Genomic DNA, 18841 nt, shown 5'->3' on the forward strand with positions numbered 1-18841 from the left:
TTTTGGAATTTGTCCCAAATGTTTAGGGGGACCAAGTGTCGGTCATCATTGCCAACCCGGCTGAAACACCTTCGGATCTTCTCCGATTGGTCAGGATTGGAAGATGCCACTCAACACTCTAGAAAGGAGGCTACGTGTCACGCGCGGTCGCGGTTCTGCAGACCCGTCGCAAACATCGCCCATGGACAAGCAGGCTGAACGGCCGCCGCGGCGAGACCGCCAGTATGTCCGGCAGGCGATACTCATTATTTCTTGTGCGCTAACCGCAATTTTTTACGCTTGGCTTATTTCATTCATCGTTGGTTTCAGCCTTGGGGCGGTTGCCTGGATCGGGATTGCATTTTTGGGCGCTCTTGCCGGGTTCTTTCTGTCGATCATCCTCTGATCGTCTGACCCGGGCGCTCCGAACGGCCCCGCAAATCGGCCAATTTATGGCCTCGATCCGTGCGATCATCCCGAAATTCACTCTGGCGCCGCTGCGGCGCCGTGGCCCGAGGCGACCGGCGACGCAGTAGGAGACGCTGCCTGTGTCGACGCATTCCCTTCCGTCTGATCCCGAACCAATATCTCGGGCGGACCTCTTTCCGCCCGCCGCCTACCTGATCGGCGCGCCGAAATGCGGCACGACGGCGTTGGGACACTATCTTGCGGGGCACCCGGGGGTGGGCTTCAGCAACCCCAAGGAGCCGCACTACTTTTCGCGCGACCTGCGCGGGCTGTGCCTGTGCGATGACCTTGAAGCCTATCGCGCGACCTTCGCGCCGGGTCCGCAGGCCGAGGTGCTGATGGAAGGATCGGTCTGGTATCTCTATTCGGACAGCGCGATCACCGAGATCCTCAAGGCGCGGCCCGATGCGAAATTCATCGTCATGTTGCGCAATCCGGTGAAGATGCTGGCCTCGTTGCATCGGCAGCTGATCCATGCGCTCGACGAGAGCGAAGAGGACTTCCGCACGGCCTGGGACCTCTCGGATGCGCGCGCTGCGGGCAAGAACATCCCCCGCAGCTGTCGCGCCCCGTCAACGTTGCTCTACAAGCGCACCGCCGCTTTCGGAGAAATGCTCTCACGGCTCTACGCCCGGGTGCCGCGCGATCGGGTCTTGGTGCTGTTCCAAGAGGACATGCGGGCGGACACGCCCGGCATCTACCGCCGGACTCTGGCGTTCCTCGGTCTCGAGGACGACGGGCGGCGGGACTTCCCTTCGATCAACGAGGCCAAGCGAGCGCGCTCGAAGCTGGTGCGCTACGTGGTGACGCGGGCCGGTCCCGCGCGCCAGCTCGTGTCACGACCGATCAAGCGCGCCTTCGGGCTCGAGTCGCTGGGACTGCTGAAAAAACTGGATGCGCTCAATACCGCCAAGCTCGCCAAGGTGCCGGTCCCCGCCGACCTCGCCGAGGAGATCGCGGCAACCTACGCCGAGGACATGCTGCTGCTCCAGCTGCTTGTCGGACGTGACCTCGCCGATCTGGGCTGGCCGATGCCGGACCCGGCGCGGCCCAAATCCGCCGCGGTGGGATGATCCCCTGGGCGACATGTTTTTTTGTGACTGATTTGATTCATTTTTTTGAAAAGGAAGCACCATGTTGAAGCGCAATTACGACAGTCGAAAGCGCATCCTCGTCACTGGGGGGGCGGGTTTTCTGGGCTCGCATCTGTGCGACCGGCTGCTGGAACGCGGGGCAGAGGTCCTGTGCGTCGACAACCTGTTCACCGGCACGAAACGCAATATCGAGCATCTGCTCGGCAATCCGCGTTTCGAGTTCCTGCGCCATGACGTGACCATCCCTCTCTATGTCGAGGTGGACGAGATCTATAATCTCGCCTGTCCGGCCTCGCCGATCCACTACCAGCACGACCCGGTGCAGACGACCAAGACCTCGGTGCACGGCGCGATCAACATGCTGGGGCTGGCGCGGCGGCTGAAATGCCCGATCCTGCAGGCTTCGACCTCTGAAGTTTACGGTGACGCGCTGGTCAGCCCGCAGGCCGAAGGCTACTGGGGCAATGTGAACCCGATCGGCGTGCGCTCCTGCTACGACGAGGGCAAGCGCTGCGCCGAGACGCTGTTCTTCGACTACAACCGCCAGCACGGCCTCCCGATCAAGGTGGTACGCATCTTCAACACCTACGGTCCGCGCATGCACCCGCAGGATGGCCGCGTGGTGTCGAACTTCATCCGGCAGGCGCTCTACGACGAGGACATTACCATCTACGGCGATGGCAGCCAGACCCGGTCGTTCTGCTACATGGATGAGTTGATCGAGGGCATGATGCGCATGATGGCCACCGACGAAGGCTTCACCGGCCCGGTGAATCTTGGCAACCCGCAGGAATGCACCGTGAAGCAGCTTGCGGAGATGATCGTGGCGCAAACCGGCTCGAAGTCGAAGCTGGTGTCGCGGGAACTGCCCAGCGACGATCCGGTGCAGCGCCGCCCCGACATCACCCTCGCGCGCAAGCATCTCGGCTGGAGCCCTTCGATCGAGCTTTCCGAGGGCATCGCCAAGACCATCGCCTACTTCGAGGACCTGCTCGGCAAGAAGTCCCGCCAGATGCAGACGACCTCCTGAGCAGAAGGCGCGCGCCGCTGGCGGCGCGTGCTCCGACCGACCCTAGTGAGCCCGGTCGCTCCGGCGTCCGGGTGTGACGTTGTTCTTCATGGGAGCAGGTGATGACCCTTTTTGTGTCTCCTCGGCGCCGTATGGTGCTGGCATGTTTCATTCTCTCGACCGCTTTGGCGGGATTTTCGCTGCCCGTCGACCTCGTCCGGGCGGATACCGCCTCCTCGGCGGATGACCCGGAGCAGGCTGGTTTCGGCGCCCTGACCCGTGGCGGCGGTGATGGCCGCACCATCCACGTGACCACGCTGGCCGACGACGGGCCGGGCAGTCTCCGCTGGGCCGCCGAACAGGAGCAGGGGCCGCGCATCATCCACTTCGATGTCGGGGGGACCATAGCTCTGTCGCACCAGATCCAGATCGGACCGGACGTCACGCTCGATGGTCGCAGCGCGCCGGGGGGGATCACCCTCACCGGCGGACGGCTGCGGGTGGTGGGCAGCAACGTGATCGTGCGCGGGATGCACCTGCGCCCGGGCGACGGTCCGGGCGATGCGCCCGACAACCGCGACGGGCTGTCGATCGGGGACGGATCCAAGCCGATCCGCAATGTGCTGATCGAGGGCAATTCGATCAGCTGGGCGGTCGACGAGAACCTCGCGGTCTGGGGCAACGTGGCCGATGTCACCATCTCCAACAACATCATCGCCGAGGCGCTCGACCAGTCGATCCATCCCAAGGGGCGGCACAGCATGGGGCTTCTTATCGGCGGCGGCTCGGCCAAGCGCATCACCGTGATCGGCAATCTTCTCGCGCATAACCGGCATCGCAACCCCAACATCAAGGATGACAGCCGGCAGATCGAGTTCATCAACAACCTGGTGTACAATTGGGGCCCGAGCGGCTTTCAGGGCACCGGTTCGACGGTCAACATCATCGGCAATGTCTACATCCCCGGACCGAACAGCGTCGAGCGGCCGCCACTTCACCTGCAGGACGCGGGGCGTCCCGGCCCGAACTTCTACGTATCGGACACCGAGGGCGAGATCCGCGCCGATGCGGAGGTCGCGCTCTCGAAAGCCCCGGCGTTCGCAGGCAGCGGAGCGCCGGTGATCCCCTCGGCGCAGGTCGAGGACGCCGTGCTCGCCAACGCGGGCGCGCGCCACCCTCAGGTTGATGCCACTGATCTTCGGCTCCTCGAAGAGGTGAGGGGACGCACCGGGTACATCATCGATTCGCCCCGGCAGGTGATCCAGGGCCGCCTGCCGAGAAAGGCGGGAGGAAATGCGGGCGAGGCCGCACAAAGTTCGAACTAAGTCCCCGCCATTAAAGGCGAAACTTGGGAAAAAATGGGGCTGGACAGCGAGGCGCCTGATTTGGTGGGAGAAGCTATTGTTGCGACGTGCTGCACAGTGTCCGTGCAACCTTTGCGTGACAAGCCCACGAAGTCCCTAGTTGTTCCGGGTTTGCGGTCTAGGTCCCAAAAAACAGCTTTGCACCGCTGGCCCATAAAGTTAGTATTTTCGACAGAATGATGCGCTTTAATTAACATACAAAACGATCTGTCCCCGTATTGGTCAGGGGACATTTGAGGCAGTTTCTGGCCGAAGTCCGAGCATCATGAAGGTTTTCATGATCGCCGCGCGTCTATGCGGCACCGTTTGCATTTTGCTTTTTGGCTAGGGTTTTTCCCAGGCTCCTTGAGTTTTCCGAGGATATTTCCGATGAATTTTTCAACACAAAAAGAACTAGAAAAACCGCATACATACAGAACTTTAGACGACTCCTCCCCCCGCTTCAGCGATTTCCAATCCTCCCACTACCGCACGGAGCTCTCCTCCCAATCCGTGCGCGACACTGGCTATGCGAGCGGCGCGGTCGCCGGAGCCGAGGCATGGCCGTCGGGCGGCCGGCGCGCCATTTGGCCGCGGTTCTCGGTCGGCTTCCAGCCGCGCTCGCGGTTTGTTTACCGGGCTTACAATTTCGCCATCGCCATGACGCTCTTTCTGATGGTCCTGCCGCTGTTCCTGGTGATCACCGCGCTTCTCGCCCTCACCCAAGGTGCACCGATTTTCTACCGCGGCCCGCGTATCGGCGAGAACGGCGAGCTCTTCGACGTTTTCAAGTTCCGCAGCCTCGACAGCAACAAGGCGGCGATGATCACCAAGGACAAGGTGCTGCCCAAGGGGTCGGGCATCGAAACGCCGATGGGACTGTTCCTGCGTGAAACCCGTCTCGACGAGATTCCGCAGCTTCTGAACGTGATCAAGGGCGACATGAACATGTGCGGCCCGCGCCCCGTGCGCCCGGAGATCGCGGCACAATATGCCGCCACGATCCCCGACTACGAACGCCGGTTCCGGGTCAAGCCCGGGATGATAGGCCCGGCCCAGGCTTTCATGAGCCACGGGACCTCCAAGGCGATCCGCTCGCGGCTGAACAACAAGCTGTGCCGCACCGAGGTGTCTTATCTCGGCGAGATCTCCCTCGTGTTCATCGTCGGGGCCTGCGTGGTTGCGCGGACGGTGTCCCGGATCGGCGCGACGGTCTTCGGTCGCCGGTCAGAACGTATCGAGGCCGCGCGTGCGCGGGTCTACGACATGCGCTTCGTTTCTGATGACGGCCAGTCGCGGGCGGTGTTCTGGGTCGACGAGGACCAGCTTATCCTCGACCAGGGGAACGCGCTGAACGTGCCGCTCTTGGGTCGGCTGACCATGCTCCTTCCGGACGGTCAGACCCGCAATGCGGCGGTGGAACTGAGCACGGTCCAGGCGACGGCGCCGAACGGCCGGGTGCAGGTCAGTTACAAGCCGAAAAGCGAATACGCCGAACACATCCTAAGCCGCTACCTGTTCCAGGCAGTTGTTGTGCCACACCGGTCCGAGTTCCTTTCCGCAAAGCTGCGACGCGCGCTCACCCGCTCGACCGCGGCATGATGCCGGACGGGGCTTAGCCCCTCCGGCAATCGCGAGTTCCTCTGCCACGGCGCAGGCCAAAAAAACCGTAATTAATTAAAAACAAAAAATAAAAACTGATTTCATAGTTGATTTTACCCCTCTCATCAGAGGACTCTATTATGCCCGATACCATTACATTCGGTGTCACTGATCTTTCCGGGGAACAGAGCACCAACCCGACGGCGCTGGATTTCAGCGAAACGGGAAATCCGGTGCTTTTTGTCGCCCAGCAAAATGGCACCATCTATCGCTACGAAATCGAACGGCAGCCGGATGGGGCGGATGCCGACACGAGCCCCGACTTTGTCGTGACCTCGTCGACGGCGATTGGCGTCATTCCGGCCGAAACCCAGAACTTCAACGATGACGGAACCCTGAACTCCAAGACGTTCCGCCAAATGACCGGCCTCGTCGCGACCACCGACGCGGAGGGCAACGACGTGCTCTACGTCACCTCCTCCGACTGGCGCATCTCGGTGGGTGAAGACAGCGGGCTTGACACCAACTCGAGCCAGATTCATCGGCTCGTGCTGGATCCGGACACCGGCGAGGTGCTTTCCAATGTCGCCATCGTGCGCGGCCTGCCGCGTTCGGAAGAGAACCATTCGATCAATGGGCTCGACCTGTCGGTGGACCCCGACACCGGCGATACCTACCTGTGGGTCGCGATAGGCGGCAATACCAACAAGGGCGCGCCTGGCAACAACTTTGCCGGGACGGTGGATTTCGCCTACTCGGCCTCGGTCATTAAGATCAACCTGACCGACCTGGAATCCTACGACATTCGCACGGACGCCAGCGGGAACCTTTTCATTCTGGACATGCCGACGCTCGACGATCCCTCGCGTCCGAACGTCGATCTCACCACGCTGGACATCGAGAACCTGAATCTCGATCCCAACTTCACGCTCGACAACAACGGCAGCAGCGGCGGTGTTCTGCGGCCCGATTGGGCGGGAGGGAACAATGGCCTCAACATGGCCAAGATCACTGACTACGTGCTGGTCAGCGAGGATGGGCAGCTCAAGCTGGTCGACAACCCGCTGACCATCCATTCGCCGGGATTCCGCAATCCCTTTGACGTGCTGGTGACCGAGGACGGCCAGGTCTACACCTTTGACAACGGTCCCAACGGTGGCTGGGGCGGCCAAGCAGTCTCGTACTCCGATGGCGCGATCGTTGACGACTGGACCTCGGAATTCGCCACCAACCATTTCAGCGAAGACGGCAGCAAGGGCTACGGCGACCAGCTGCATTACCTTGGCGAGATCACCGACGAATACGGCCCCTACGGCGGCCATGCCAACCCGATCCGCGCCGCGGCCGAAGCGCTGTCGCTGGCCTTCAAAAGCGACGGGAGCTATGCCGGGGCGACCTCCGGTTCACCGATCATGGCCTATGGCGCGGTGCTCTTTGCCAATGAGGCGCAGGCGCGCGATTTCCTGTCCGAGCTGCTGATCATCTACGCGCAGGATTCCGCGGGAAGCTGGGTCGATACGACGTCGCTCACCGGTCTGCCGGATGATTTCTTCGACGTGGTCTCGGGCTACGACTGGGAGCATCCCGGAAGTTCGATCGCCAACGTGCTGGATTTCTTCGACGGCACCTCAGTGATGGATGGCACGGCGCATTCGCCCGAAGCCCAGCTGCTCGATTACACCCAAGACGGATCGCTGCTCACGCTGCCGGAATCCACCAACGGGCTCGAGGAATACACCGCGACATTCTTCGGCGGAGCGCTGCAGAACACCGTCGTCGCAGCCAGCTTCGACGGCACGCTCTATTTCGTCAAGGTCGAGGACACCGACGGTGACGGCCGCACGGATTCCGCCTCGGTGGTCTACGAGCTGGGCAACTTCGGCTCGCAGCCGCTGGCCGTGACGGCGCTGGGGGACGACGGGCTCGGGGTCTTCATCGACAATGACGGGGATGGGCTGGACGATTTCGCCGGGCTCATCGTCAGCGGTGTCTACGGCAAGGACAATATCGCCATCTTCATCCCCGGCGGCGAGCCGCTCGATCCGAGCGACGATCTCGACCTCGACGGGGTGGATAACATCCTCGACAGCCACGTCGGCGACCCGACCGATGGCACCGGCGTCAACGTGGGGCCGAATTCGACGGCCAAGTGGGACTTCGAATTGAACAACCCCGCCTCGACTCCGCCCGGCGCCGTGCCAAGCGGCGACAGCATCGCGGGCGGCATAGGCGTCAACGCGGTGTGGCGCAACAACGTGCTTCCGGCAACCGACAATGCCGGAGATCCGACGCAGGGTCTCTATAATGGCGGCGTGTTCAACCTTGGTGGCGCCTCGAGCTTTGTCAGCATCGACGAAGCCTATGCGGGCACCGCTGTCGGCGCGGCGAACACCCAGCAGGACGTGCTTGGCATCGGCTTCATGTCCTCGGGGGCGCAGCAGCTCGCGATCACCAGCGAGATGGTCAACATCTTCACCTATTCGCTCAACAAGGACGCGCCGGCCAAGACCTGGGACGGCGGCGAGAAAGTCGGCCTCATGGTCGGGCCGGGCGATCAGGACACCTTCGTCGAGGCCACGATCGCCGTCGTCGAAGAGGGCGGCACGATCAAATACGGCGTGCAACTGATCGTCGAGGAAAACAACAGCTATGTCAGCAGCTTCGTCGAGGTGCCGGGGATCGAGGATCCGGATATCCTCGGTGTCGGCGATCCGAACTTCGAGGTGGCGATCGACCTCGACATGACCTCCGGGGCCGAGACCGCCACCGCGCGGGCGCGCTACGTGAACAACGGCGTCTACACGGACTGGGTGCCGACCGCGACGCTGGCGCTTCCGGCGGCCGTCGTCGAGGCGGTGAAGGGTGAGTATGACAACCTCGGCTCGGTCACCGGCGCAGTGGTCGGCATGGTTGCCTCGACCCCCACCGGGGACGACAGCTTTGCCGCCTCGTGGGACTGGATCGAGGTCACCAACACCTCGGAGGGCGAGGTCGTGCACCGATGGGTCGGCGGCAATTCCGACGTGGCGGCCAGCGATGGGGGCATGGACTGGAGCAGCTCGACCTCGGTGCTGGTGGCCGGCACCACGTCGGTGTCGACGTTCAACCTCGCAACGCTTGACAGCTCGGTGCCCTCGAGCACCCCGCTCGGTGTCTTCGCGCAGGAACGCTGGGCGCAGCCCACCGGCCAGGGCATGCAGTATGAGTTCGCCGTGGATCCGGGCAGCTACGCGATCCGCCTCTACATGGGCAACGGCTACAACGGCACTGACCAGGTCGGTGAGCGGATTTTCGACGTGTCTATCGAGGGCTCACTCTTCTTGAACGACTTCGACCTCGTGGCGGCTTTCGGCAGCGGCGTCGGCGGTATGGTGCAATGGACCGGCCAGATCAACGACGGGATCGCCGACATCGACTTCGCGTCGGTGCTGGAGAATCCGCTGATCAACGCCATCGAGATCATCGCCATCGACGACGTCGCGCCGGGTCCGTCGATCTCGGTCGGTGACGCAATTGCCGGCGAGGCCGACGGCTCGGTCACCGTCGCGCTCTCGGCGAGCAACTACGTGCCCTCCGAGAGCACCGTGCTCGTGCAGTTCGAGGTGCGTCCGCTCACCGCGACGGCGGGCAGCGACTACACCGTGGCCAATGCGACGCTGAACGCCGCGACCGGCGTCTACAGCGGCAGCCGGCAGATCGCGGGCGGCGCGGCGGATACCAGCGTGCTGATCAATATTCTGAACGACACGCTGGTCGAGGGGGCCGAGAGGTTCGAGGTGGTGATCACCGGGGTCAGCGGAGCCAATGCAACCATCGGGGAGGACACCGGCTTGGTAACGATTCTTGACAACGACAGCGGCACGCCCGGGTCAGGGGGTGGCGCGGTCACACTGGCGATCACCCCGACGGCCGACAACGTACAGAAGTCGAACTACGACTCCGGCTCCTTCGTGCTCAGCAATACCGGGACCAAGGTGGTCACCAAGGTCGAGATCGATGTCTCGGGGGCGGTGCTGAAGGACGCGGTCTTCGATCCTTTCGGCCTCGCCGGGGATACCGTCGCCAAGGCGCTGACCATCAACAGCGCAGGCAATACCGGCGTGGTCGCGCCGAACAACAATGCCAGCGATCCGAACAATGCGACCTACGTCGGCGCTGGCGGCACTGCTGGCTACGAAGGCATCGTCCTGACCTTCAACCAGGCGACTGCGGGTGGCTTCCAATCCGGCGAGACGGTGACCTTCTCGGTCGACATGGACCCCAACTCCATCGCCGGCGCAAAGAAGTCGACGCTCGATGCGGGCACGTCTCCCAATTGGGACGTGGGCGGGGTCTCGGGGGCCGAGCTGATCGGCTCGAGCTTCACCGTGACCTATGCCGACGGCACCACCAGCACGGGATACCTGCAGGGCACCGACACGCAAGCGGGCGCCAAGGGGCTTTCGTCGCAGTCTGCGGCCGGCACCGAGGCCAGCATCGTGGTCAACGGGCTTATCGAGGGTGGCGTCGGGACCTACAGCGACAGCGACTTCAGCATGATGGTCAGCGGCCCGGCCGGGGCGACCATGCGGGTCGTGCTGATGAAGGGCATGATCCAGCCCACCACCAACGCCTTCTCGACCGGCACCAGCACGGAGCAGGCCTATGCGCCGCAGCTCGATGCGCAGCTGGCAGCGCTGGCGGCATCGGACTTCCCGGCCAATAACGCCGTGGAATTCCAGACCGTTGACATTACCCTGACAGGCGGCGTGCAGGACATATCGTCGATGTTCGACCTCTCGGGGGTGGCGGCCTATGACTTCACCGGCGAAGACCAGCTCCCGCTCGGCATCGTCGCGGCGGTGATCGACCCGAGCAACGGCAACCTGCCTGTGGGCCCGACCACGTCGCCGATCTACCTGACCTACGACGCCGACAGCTCGAGCGGCGGCGGCAATGGCGGTGGCGGAAATGGAGGCGGCGGCACGCCCATCGGCGATCCGTTCATCGTCGAGGCCGAGGACATGACCCTCGTGCAGGGCTTCGCGGTCTTCGGCAACCCGCACGCCTCGGGCGACCAGCTGATCCAGGCCACCGACCCGGGCACGCAGATCGCCAATTACACCGTGGCCACGGCCGGGACCTTCGACATCAAGATCGGCTATTTCGACGAATCCGACGGTCAATCGGTGCTGAACGTGCTGGTCAACGGCACGGTGATCGACAGCTTTACCTGGGATCTCGATGCGGCCGAGACGACGGTCACCCCGTCCTCCTTTGCCGAGCACATCATCTCGGGCGTCGAGTTGAAGGTGGGCGACACCCTGCAACTGTCGGGCGTGTCCGACGGCGGCGAGCCGCTGCGCATCGACTTTGCCGAGTTCACCCCTGTCGAGGGTAGTCCCGGCGGCGGCGGCACTGGCGGCACCGGGGGTGGCGGCACGGGCGGAGGCTCTAGCTCGGGCGAGACCTTCCGCGTCGAGGCCGAGAGCCTCAGCCTCGTGCAAGGTTTCGCGGTCTTCGGCAACCCGCATGCTTCGGGCGATCAGCTCATCCAGGCCACGGATCCGGGCACGCAGATTGCCAGCTACAGCGTGACACAGTCTGGCAGCTTCGATCTCACCCTCGGGTATTTTGATGAATCCGATGGGCAGTCGGTGCTGAACGTCGTGCTCAATGGCTCGGTGATCGACAGTTTCACCTGGGATCTCGATGCGGACGGGACGACGGTCACCCCGGGCGCCCTAGCCGAACGCACCATTTCGGGACTCGATCTGGTGGCCGGCGATATCCTGGAGCTGTCGGGCGTCTCCAACGGCGGTGAGCCGCTGCGCATAGACTACCTCGACTTCACTCCGCTCGACGGCGGCTCGGGCGGCGGCAGTGCGCCTGCCAACCCGGGCGAGCTGGTGCGCCTCGAGGCCGAGACTTTCTCGCTCGACCAAGGTTTCATCATCAGCAGCAATGGCCATGCCTCCGGGGATCAATTGATCAGGGCGGGCGACGCGGGCGTGCAGAGCGCAAGCTTCGTCTTTGCGGATGCGACCGGAACCTATAACCTTACCTTGGGTCACTTTGACGAGTCCGATGGTCAGTCGCAGCTCGACATCGAGGTGAACGGCGTGGTGGTGGACAGCTTCGTCTGGAACCTCGATGCGGGCGATGCGATCGTGAACGGCACATCTTTTGCCGAGCACAGCACCTTCGGGGTCGAACTCGCGGCGGGCGACGTGGTCAGTCTCACCGGTATTTCGGACGGCGGCGAGCCGCTCAGAATTGATTATCTGGACTACATTTACGTGGATGGGATCATTGGGTGAGATGAAGGATTTTTCAATGGTTGGTCCCGCACGGTCGCGGGGATTGTTCGTGATCCGCGGGAGCTTCTCGCACATCAATGCCCAACTCGAGGCGGCCCTGCGCAGGGTCCGCCCCGAGATCGATCTCGATGTCATCGACGTCGGAAAGGAGTTCAAGGAGAACATGCTGAGCCAGCTGCGGTGCCTCCTCGGGGTGCAGCGCGAGTACGGGCTGTCCAGCTGGAGTTCCAAGGACATGCTGCGCTACCGCCTGGCGCGCTCGCGGACGTACTACCAGGCGGTGAGCGAGATGGTGCGGGATCGGTTCGATCCCGCCGACTACGACTTCACCCTGCAGACCCAGTCGCTGTTCAACGCGGCACTGCCCGGCATCCCCAACTTCGTCTATACCGACCACGTGGCGCGGGCGGGGATGTCGAGCCTGCAGGGCCTCTTCGGGGCGCCCAGCGACGGTTGGTTCGCCTGCGAGAGCGAGATCTACACTCAGGCCCGGCATGTCTTCACCTTCGGGCCCAAAATTCGCCGGATGCTCACCGAGCAATACCGCATCGCGCCGGAAAAGAGCTCGGCCATCGGGGCAGGGGCCTCGGTGCTTCCCAAGCGGCCGGTGGATCTGAGCACCGAGCGTTTCGCCCGACGCCGCATCCTCTTTGTCGGGGTCGACTGGGAGCGCAAGGGCGGGCCCGAGTTGGTCGATGCCTTCAAGCTGCTCCGCACGCGGCTGCCGGATGCGACACTCACCGTGATCGGCTGCAGCCCCGAGTTGCAGGTCGAGGGGGTCGAGGTGTTGGGGCGCCTGCCTCTGGAGGAGGTCGCCGAACATTTCCACGAGGCTTCCTGCTTCTGCATGCCCTCGCGGCTCGAGCCCTTCGGCGTGGTCTTCTGCGAGGCCATGCAGTTCGGCCTGCCGGTGGTCTCGACCGACGTCGGCGACATTGGCTCCATCGTGGTCGAGGGCGAGACCGGCCACGTGGTCCCGGTGCGGAGCCCCGAGGCGCTTTCCGAAGCGCTCTTTCAGACGCTCGCCATGCCCGACCGCGCCCTGCGCCTCGGCACGGCGGCCAAGGCACGTGCAACGCAGTTCACCTGGGACGCGGTGGCGGAACGGATCGCCGCGCATTTTCCGGGCGAGCCCGCCATGCCGCGCGCCGAACTGGAGGTGGCCTGGTGAGCAAGCGCATTCTCTACGTAATCGACAGCCTCAAGTTCGGCGGCGCCGAGATGCTGCTGCTGGGCCTGCTGGATGCGGCGCGGGACCGTGGCTGCGAGGCGCATGTGGCCTATTTCACGCCTGGCCCGCTCGAGGCGCGTGTGGCCGAGCGCGACGTCGGCATGACCCGGCTGAGCACCAGGGGGCTGCGCGATCCGCGCGCGCTCGCACGCTGCATGAAGCTGATCCGCGACTGGCGGCCCGACATCGTGCACAGCCACCTGATCAAGAGCGATCTCGTCGGCCAGACGGCCGCGCGCCTCTCGGGCGTGCCGCGCATCATAACCTTGCACAACACCGATCCTTGGCGCGAGAAGAAGGCCAAGAGCCTGATGTATCGGACAATCACAGCTGGGGCCGACGCCTGTATCGGCGTGTCGGATCGGGTGGCCAACCACGTCGCCCGCACCGGAGGCTTCCGCGCCGAACGCATCGAGACCATCGTCAACGGCATCGACCTGCATCACTTCGACCCGGCGCGCACCCAGCCGCTCGATCTGGCCCGCTACGGCGTGCAACCGGGGGCGAAGGTCGTGGCGGTGATCGGCAGCCTTACGCCGCAGAAGGACCACGAGAATTTCCTGCGCAGCGCCGCCATCCTCGCGCAGCGCGTCCCGCAGGCGGTGTTCCTCGTCGTGGGCGAGGGGCCATTGGGGCCGCAGATCGAGGCGCAGGCCCGCGGGCTTGGGCTGGGGCCGGAAAGGCTCATCCTGACCGGGGCCATCAGCCGGATGCGCGAGCTCTTGGCGGCGCTCGACGTGATGGTGGTCTCTTCGGCCTGGGAAGGGCTGCCGATGGTGCTGCTCGAGGGCATGGCGATGCAATGCGCCGTCGCCTCGACCGATGTCGGCGGCATTCCCGATGTGCTCGAAGATGGCCGCTCCGGACGCCTCGTGCCCGCGCATGATCCCGAGGCGCTGGCGCAGGCGGTGGCCGGGCTGCTGGCCGATCCGGCCGCCGCCGCCCGGCTTGGCGGCGCGGCACGCGACACCGTGGTTGCCCGGTTCAGCGCCGAGGTCATGCGCGAGCGCATCTTCGCCCTTTACGACAGCAAGACCCGTCCGCGCCCCGGCGCGCATCGCCAGCCCGGCGCGCCGCGGCTGGACAGTCCCAACTGAGGAGTAGCGAGAATGGTTGTTTATCTTCGCCAGTTTGCCGCCTGCACGGCGCTTGCCCTGGCCCTCGCCGTGACCGGCGGGCCGGCCAAGGCCGACACGCCCGACTACCACGTCGACGTGGGCGACCGGCTGACCATCTCGGTCTATGGCAAGCCCGAGATGTCGGGCAATTTCCAGGTCCGCGCCGACGGCCAGATCGCGATGCACCTGCTGGGGCCGATCGATGTGGCCGGGCTGACCATGCGCCAGGTCGAGGAGCGCATCGAGACCGAGGCGCGCGAGCGCTTCTCCAGCCGAGAATCGGTGGTGGTCGATATGCTCGAATACCGCGATGTCTTCGTGCTCGGCGCGGTCGACACGCCCGGCGCCTACGAGTTCCGCCCCGGGCTGACGGTGATGAAGGCCATCGCCATGGCGGGCGGCATCGAGCGCGTTCAGGAAGACCTGCGCAGCGAGCGTGACATCGAGAACGCCCGCAACAACCTCGCCGAGGCGCAGAGCCGCCTGACCTTTGCCCAGTCCGAGCGCGACGCCCTGGCGCGGGAACTGGCCCGGCTCGACGGGGTGACCACCGAGGCCCAGGTGCCCGAGGCCCGTCTCGACCAGGAACAGGAACAGCTCGTCGGCCTGCGCCGCTCGCTGATGCAGGACCTGATGGAAGGCGCCACCATGCGCAGCACGCTTGCCGACGAGGAAGCCGGGATGCTCGACCAGCGCCGGGAACTGATCAACGAGCGGCTCGACGCCACGCAGGAGCAGCTCGAGAGCATGCAGGAACTTGAGGCCCGCGGTCTCGCTCGCAAGGAGCAGACGCTGGGGCTGAAGATTGACCTCTCCGAATACAACGCCGACCTGCTCGAGGTCGCCGCCTTCGTCTCGCGCGCCAAGCAGACCCGTGCCAATGCCGAGAGCGACATCCAGGAGGCCCAGACCGAGTACCGGCTGAACCTGCTGCAGGACAAGATCGAGGCCGAGCAGCGCGTGGCGCAGGAGCGTACCGAGGTGCAGATGGCGCTGAATTTCCTGCGCCGTGCCAGTCCCGCCGCCGCCGCCGAGTTGGGCGAGGCAGTCGAGACCGTCTACGAAGTCTTCCGCAACGGTTCGGATACGCCCGAGCGGGTGGCGCCGACGGCGCTGCTCGGCCCCGAGGACGTGCTGAACATCAGCTTCGAGGCGGTGATGCAGTGAAACGCGCGAGCGCGGCTCAGGCGGTCCCGGACACCGCCTCGGCCTCGCGCACGGCCAGATCGGCCATCGCGAGGATTGCCTCGCGGCTGCCCGCCACGGCGATGAAGCGCCCGTTGTGGCAGAACTTTGCCCCCGCGACGCCGCTTGCCTCTTCCAGCGCCGCGTCGGTCAGCCCGGCCCAGGCGGCGGGAAGATCGGCGCGCTGCTCGAAGCCGTCGGCGTTCTTGCGGATGCCGGTGAGCGCCCAATCTTCGCCGCGCGGGTGCACCACGAAGAGCAGGTGATCGGCCCCCGCGGCCACCACTGCCGAGCGGAAGGGCATGCCCTGCGGCAGCTCCAGCACGCGGCCCGCACCGGCGGTCTCGATCGCCGCCATCACCTGCGCTTCGGCGCGGCGCTTGGCGGCCTTGCGGCGGATCTGCGCCTCGACGAAGGCGCGCGCGATGTGCAGCGCATCGGCAAATGCCATGTCTTCGGCCTCGGGCGCCTTGTCATCATAGACCGGCTTGAGGCTTTCCAGCAGCATGGGCAGCGTGAGATCCGACAGCATCGGGCCAGCCTCGGACGGGCTGAGAGCGCCGTTGTCCATCAGGTCGACCGGCAGCACGAAGCCCGAATCGAAGCTGGCGTGGATGCCTTCGAGATCGGCCTCTGGCACCTCCAGCGCGCGCAGGTAGTCGCGGCCATAGTGTTTCCAGATCAGCCCGAAGGAGCTGAACGGCTGGCCGTCATCGCGCAGCGGTGCGTCTTTCTGGTGGTGGTCGTAGATGCCCTGCGCGTGGTCGTATGCGCGGCCCACGTCGTAGATGATCTTGTCCGCTCCGGGCGTGATCCATGCCGCGTCGCGGGTGCGGAGGATCTCGGCCTCGGGGTGGAGCCGGGTGAGGATCACCGACGACAGCAGCTCGTCGGCATGGAAGCCGCCGGAATGGGTGACAAGGTGGGTGATCTGCATCGTCGGCCTCTGGATTGCTCGGCGCCCCCATATCGCGGGAGCGCCCTGCTGCCAAGGCGCGAGCGGTCAGGCGCAGGCGCCGGTCCGGGTGCGGGTCAGCCCGCCGCTAGCCTCAGCCGCACTGCCCGGGCCAGCAGAGCCGCAGTTTCCTGCGCAAAGCCGTGCGCCTCGGCGCGGACGTCCGGGCTTTCGGCAAGGCCTGATGCGCGAGCCTGCCAAGCCTCGCAGGCCACAACCAGACTGGGCTCTGCGCCGCCGAGCCGCGTCACCAGTGCCGCGAACTGACCGATGGCCGCGCCGCCCTCCAGCTTCAGCCCGCGTGTCGCCAGCGTCAGCGCGTGGATGCCATTCGCCCCCTCGTAGATCGAGGTGATCCGCGCATCGCGCCAGACCTGCGCCATGCCGTATTCTTCCAGATAACCGTAGCCGCCGAGAATCTGGATGCCGAGATCCGCCGCGCGGATGCCCGCCTCGGTGGCGTAGATCTTGCACAGCGGCGTCAGGAACTCGATCAAGGCAGGTGTCTCGCCCGTTTCAAGCTCGGCCAGCGCGAGATGGCACATGCCGCGGGCGGTGCGGGCGAGATCCTGCTGTTCGTCAAGCATGCGTCGCACGTCGGGGTGGTCGGTGAGCAGCGCCGGAGCGCCCTCGATGGTGCGGCCTTGCGTGCGCTCCGCGGCATAGGCGCTGGCGATTGCGCAGGCGCGGGTTGCATGCGCAACACCCTGCAGAGCGACGTCGAGCCGCGCGTGGTTCATCATGGTGAACATCGCCACCAGGCCGCGCCCCTCGCCGCCGACGAGCTCGGCCTTGGCACCGTCGAATTCCATCTGGCAGGTCGGCGAGGCGTGCAGGCCGAGCTTTTCCTCGATGCGGGTGACGGTGATGGCGTTGCGCAGGCCATCGATTTCCGAGGCGCAAAGGAACAGCGACAGGCCCTTCACCCCGTCCTCTGCCGTTCCGGTGCGGGCGAGGACGAGATGCAAGATGCCCTGCGACATGTCCTGATCGCCGCCCGAGATGAAGATCTTCTGCCCCTCGATCGTCCACCCATCCGCATCCCGTGTCGCCTTGCAGCGGATGCGCGACAGATCCGATCCCGCCCCGGCCTCGGTCAGGCACATGGTCGAGAGCCACGCACCGGAGGTGAGGCGCGGGATATAGGCTGCCTGTTGCTCGGCCGTGCCATGGGCGAGCAGGGTCGAGATCGCGCCAGGTACCAGCCCCGTCACCATCTGCAGCGCGTGATTGGCGCCCGAGAAGATCTCGGAAACCGCCGCCGCCGTCAGATGATCGAGCGCCTGACCGCCGAACGCCTCGGGGGCGGTGAGCCCCTGCCAGCCACTCTCGGCCAGTTCGGAATAGGCCGCGGCGAAGCCTTCGGGCATCCGCACACGGCCATTCTCCAGCCGGCACCCTTGCCGGTCTCCGGGTTCGTTGAGCGGGGCGAGCACGCCCTCGGCGAAGGCGGCGAAATGCTGGGTGATCTCCTGCGAGAGCTCGGCATCCCAGCCGGGGGCATTGCCGGCAAAGATATGTAGGCTGTGGAAGATCTCGTCGGTGGGGGCCTGGAAGGGGATCATCTGTGCCTCGCTCGCAAGGGGAAACAGGGCGGCGCAGGAGCACCGCCGTAGAGCCGGGACCGGCTCCGCGCATAAAGGAGGAAGGTCCGCGCGCCGGAACGCGCGGAAGAAGGTCAGGCCTCGATGCCCAGCAGGCGCATCGCGTTCTGTTTGAGGATCAACGGGCGCACCTCCTCCTTGAACTCGACCTGATCGAAGGCGTTGAGCCACTTCTCGGGCGCGATCATCGGCCAATCCGAGCCGAAGAGCATCTTCTTCTTCAGGATCGAGTTGGCGTACTGCACGAGGATCTTCGGGAAGTACTTCGGCGACCAGCCCGAGAGGTCGATGTAGACGTTGGGCTTGTGCTGGGCGACGGAAAGCGCCTCTTCCTGCCAGGGGAAAGAGGGATGCGCGAGGATGATCGGCATATCGGGGAAATCCACCGCCAGGTCATCCATGTACATCGGGTTCGAATACTTCAACCGCATGCCATTGCCACCGCGCATGCCCGAGCCGACGCCGGTCTGGCCGGTGTGGAAGAGCGCGGGCACCCCGGCCTCCGCGATCGCCTCGTAAAGCGGGTAGGCCATGCGGTCGTTGGGGTAGAAGCCCTGCATCGTGGGGTGGAACTTGAAACCCTTGATGCCGTGGTTCTCCACCAGATCGCGGGCCTCGCGCGCTCCGAGCTTGCCCTTCGCCGGGTCGATCGAGGCGAAGGGGATGAGGATGTCGTCGTTCTTGGCGCAGGCGTCGGCGACCTCGTAGTTGTCGTAGCGCCGGTAGCCGGTCTCGCGCTCGCTATCGACGGGGAAGATCACAGCCGCGATGTTCATTTCGCGGTAATGCGCGGCGGTCTCGTCGATGGTCGGGGGATGCGCCCAGGGCGCGCCGAAATACTTGGCCATCGTCGATTGCAGCTCGTCGTAGCCGTCGTCGGTATGACAGCCGCAGGCTTCCTCGGCGTGGGTATGGAAATCGATCGCGCGGATCTTGGCGAAGTCGATCATGGTT

At 64.9% G+C, this 18841-nt stretch carries 12 protein-coding genes; 9 read left to right on the forward strand and 3 right to left on the reverse strand.

The features are described 5' to 3' along the window. Positions 1-103 precede the first annotated feature (103 nt). From G0Q01_RS13295 to G0Q01_RS13335, 9 genes are all read left to right on the forward strand, one after another. Complete coding sequence (locus G0Q01_RS13295) at positions 104-385, forward strand: hypothetical protein (protein ID WP_159099537.1); 282 nt, start codon at positions 104-106, stop codon at positions 383-385. A 142-nt stretch (positions 386-527) separates the two neighbouring features. Next, entirely contained in the window at positions 528-1520 is a 993-nt protein-coding gene (locus G0Q01_RS13300; RefSeq protein WP_164188575.1) for a sulfotransferase, read from the forward strand. 61 nt (positions 1521-1581) lie between these two features. Next, positions 1582-2571 (forward strand): UDP-glucuronic acid decarboxylase family protein, encoded by a 990-nt coding sequence (locus G0Q01_RS13305; protein WP_203595009.1) that lies wholly within the window; start codon positions 1582-1584, stop codon positions 2569-2571. Positions 2572-2672: 101 nt separating this feature from the next. After that, a complete protein-coding gene (locus tag G0Q01_RS13310; protein WP_164188577.1) occupies positions 2673-3875 on the forward strand; it encodes a polysaccharide lyase family 1 protein in 1203 nt (400 codons plus the stop codon). A 531-nt stretch (positions 3876-4406) separates the two neighbouring features. Next, positions 4407-5495: a sugar transferase gene (locus G0Q01_RS13315; RefSeq protein WP_164188579.1), complete on the forward strand. Its 1089-nt coding sequence runs from the start codon at positions 4407-4409 to the stop codon at positions 5493-5495. 140 nt (positions 5496-5635) lie between these two features. Further along, complete coding sequence (locus G0Q01_RS13320) at positions 5636-11794, forward strand: malectin domain-containing carbohydrate-binding protein (RefSeq protein ID WP_164213526.1); 6159 nt, start codon at positions 5636-5638, stop codon at positions 11792-11794. A gap of 49 nt (positions 11795-11843) precedes the next feature. Continuing rightward, positions 11844-12965: a glycosyltransferase family 4 protein gene (locus G0Q01_RS27345; RefSeq protein WP_164188583.1), complete on the forward strand. Its 1122-nt coding sequence runs from the start codon at positions 11844-11846 to the stop codon at positions 12963-12965. Continuing rightward, positions 12962-14122 (forward strand): glycosyltransferase, encoded by a 1161-nt coding sequence (locus G0Q01_RS13330; protein ID WP_164188585.1) that lies wholly within the window; start codon positions 12962-12964, stop codon positions 14120-14122. The genes G0Q01_RS27345 and G0Q01_RS13330 overlap by 4 nt, the downstream gene beginning before the upstream one ends. A 12-nt stretch (positions 14123-14134) precedes the next feature. Further along, the gene (locus tag G0Q01_RS13335) at positions 14135-15310 is read left to right on the forward strand and encodes a polysaccharide biosynthesis/export family protein (protein WP_164188587.1); all 1176 of its coding nucleotides are present in this window, start codon (positions 14135-14137) and stop codon (positions 15308-15310) included. 16 nt (positions 15311-15326) lie between these two features. Here the strand turns inward: G0Q01_RS13335 and G0Q01_RS13340 are convergent, their stop codons facing one another. The 3 genes from G0Q01_RS13340 to G0Q01_RS13350 all read right to left on the reverse strand — a co-directional run bounded on the left by G0Q01_RS13340 (position 15327) and on the right by G0Q01_RS13350 (position 18837). Then, positions 15327-16265: an MYG1 family protein gene (locus G0Q01_RS13340; RefSeq protein ID WP_164213527.1), complete on the reverse strand. Its 939-nt coding sequence runs from the start codon at positions 16263-16265 to the stop codon at positions 15327-15329. 95 nt (positions 16266-16360) lie between these two features. After that, a complete protein-coding gene (locus G0Q01_RS13345) occupies positions 16361-17848 on the reverse strand; it encodes an acyl-CoA dehydrogenase family protein (protein ID WP_164188591.1) in 1488 nt (495 codons plus the stop codon). 113 nt (positions 17849-17961) lie between these two features. After that, positions 17962-18837, reverse strand: coding sequence for an amidohydrolase family protein (locus tag G0Q01_RS13350; protein ID WP_164188593.1), 876 nt, complete (start codon positions 18835-18837; stop codon positions 17962-17964). Positions 18838-18841: the final 4 nt, after the last annotated feature.

The organism is Salipiger sp. PrR007, from assembly GCF_010499845.1.
Lineage (GTDB): Bacteria > Pseudomonadota > Alphaproteobacteria > Rhodobacterales > Rhodobacteraceae > Salipiger > Salipiger pacificus_A.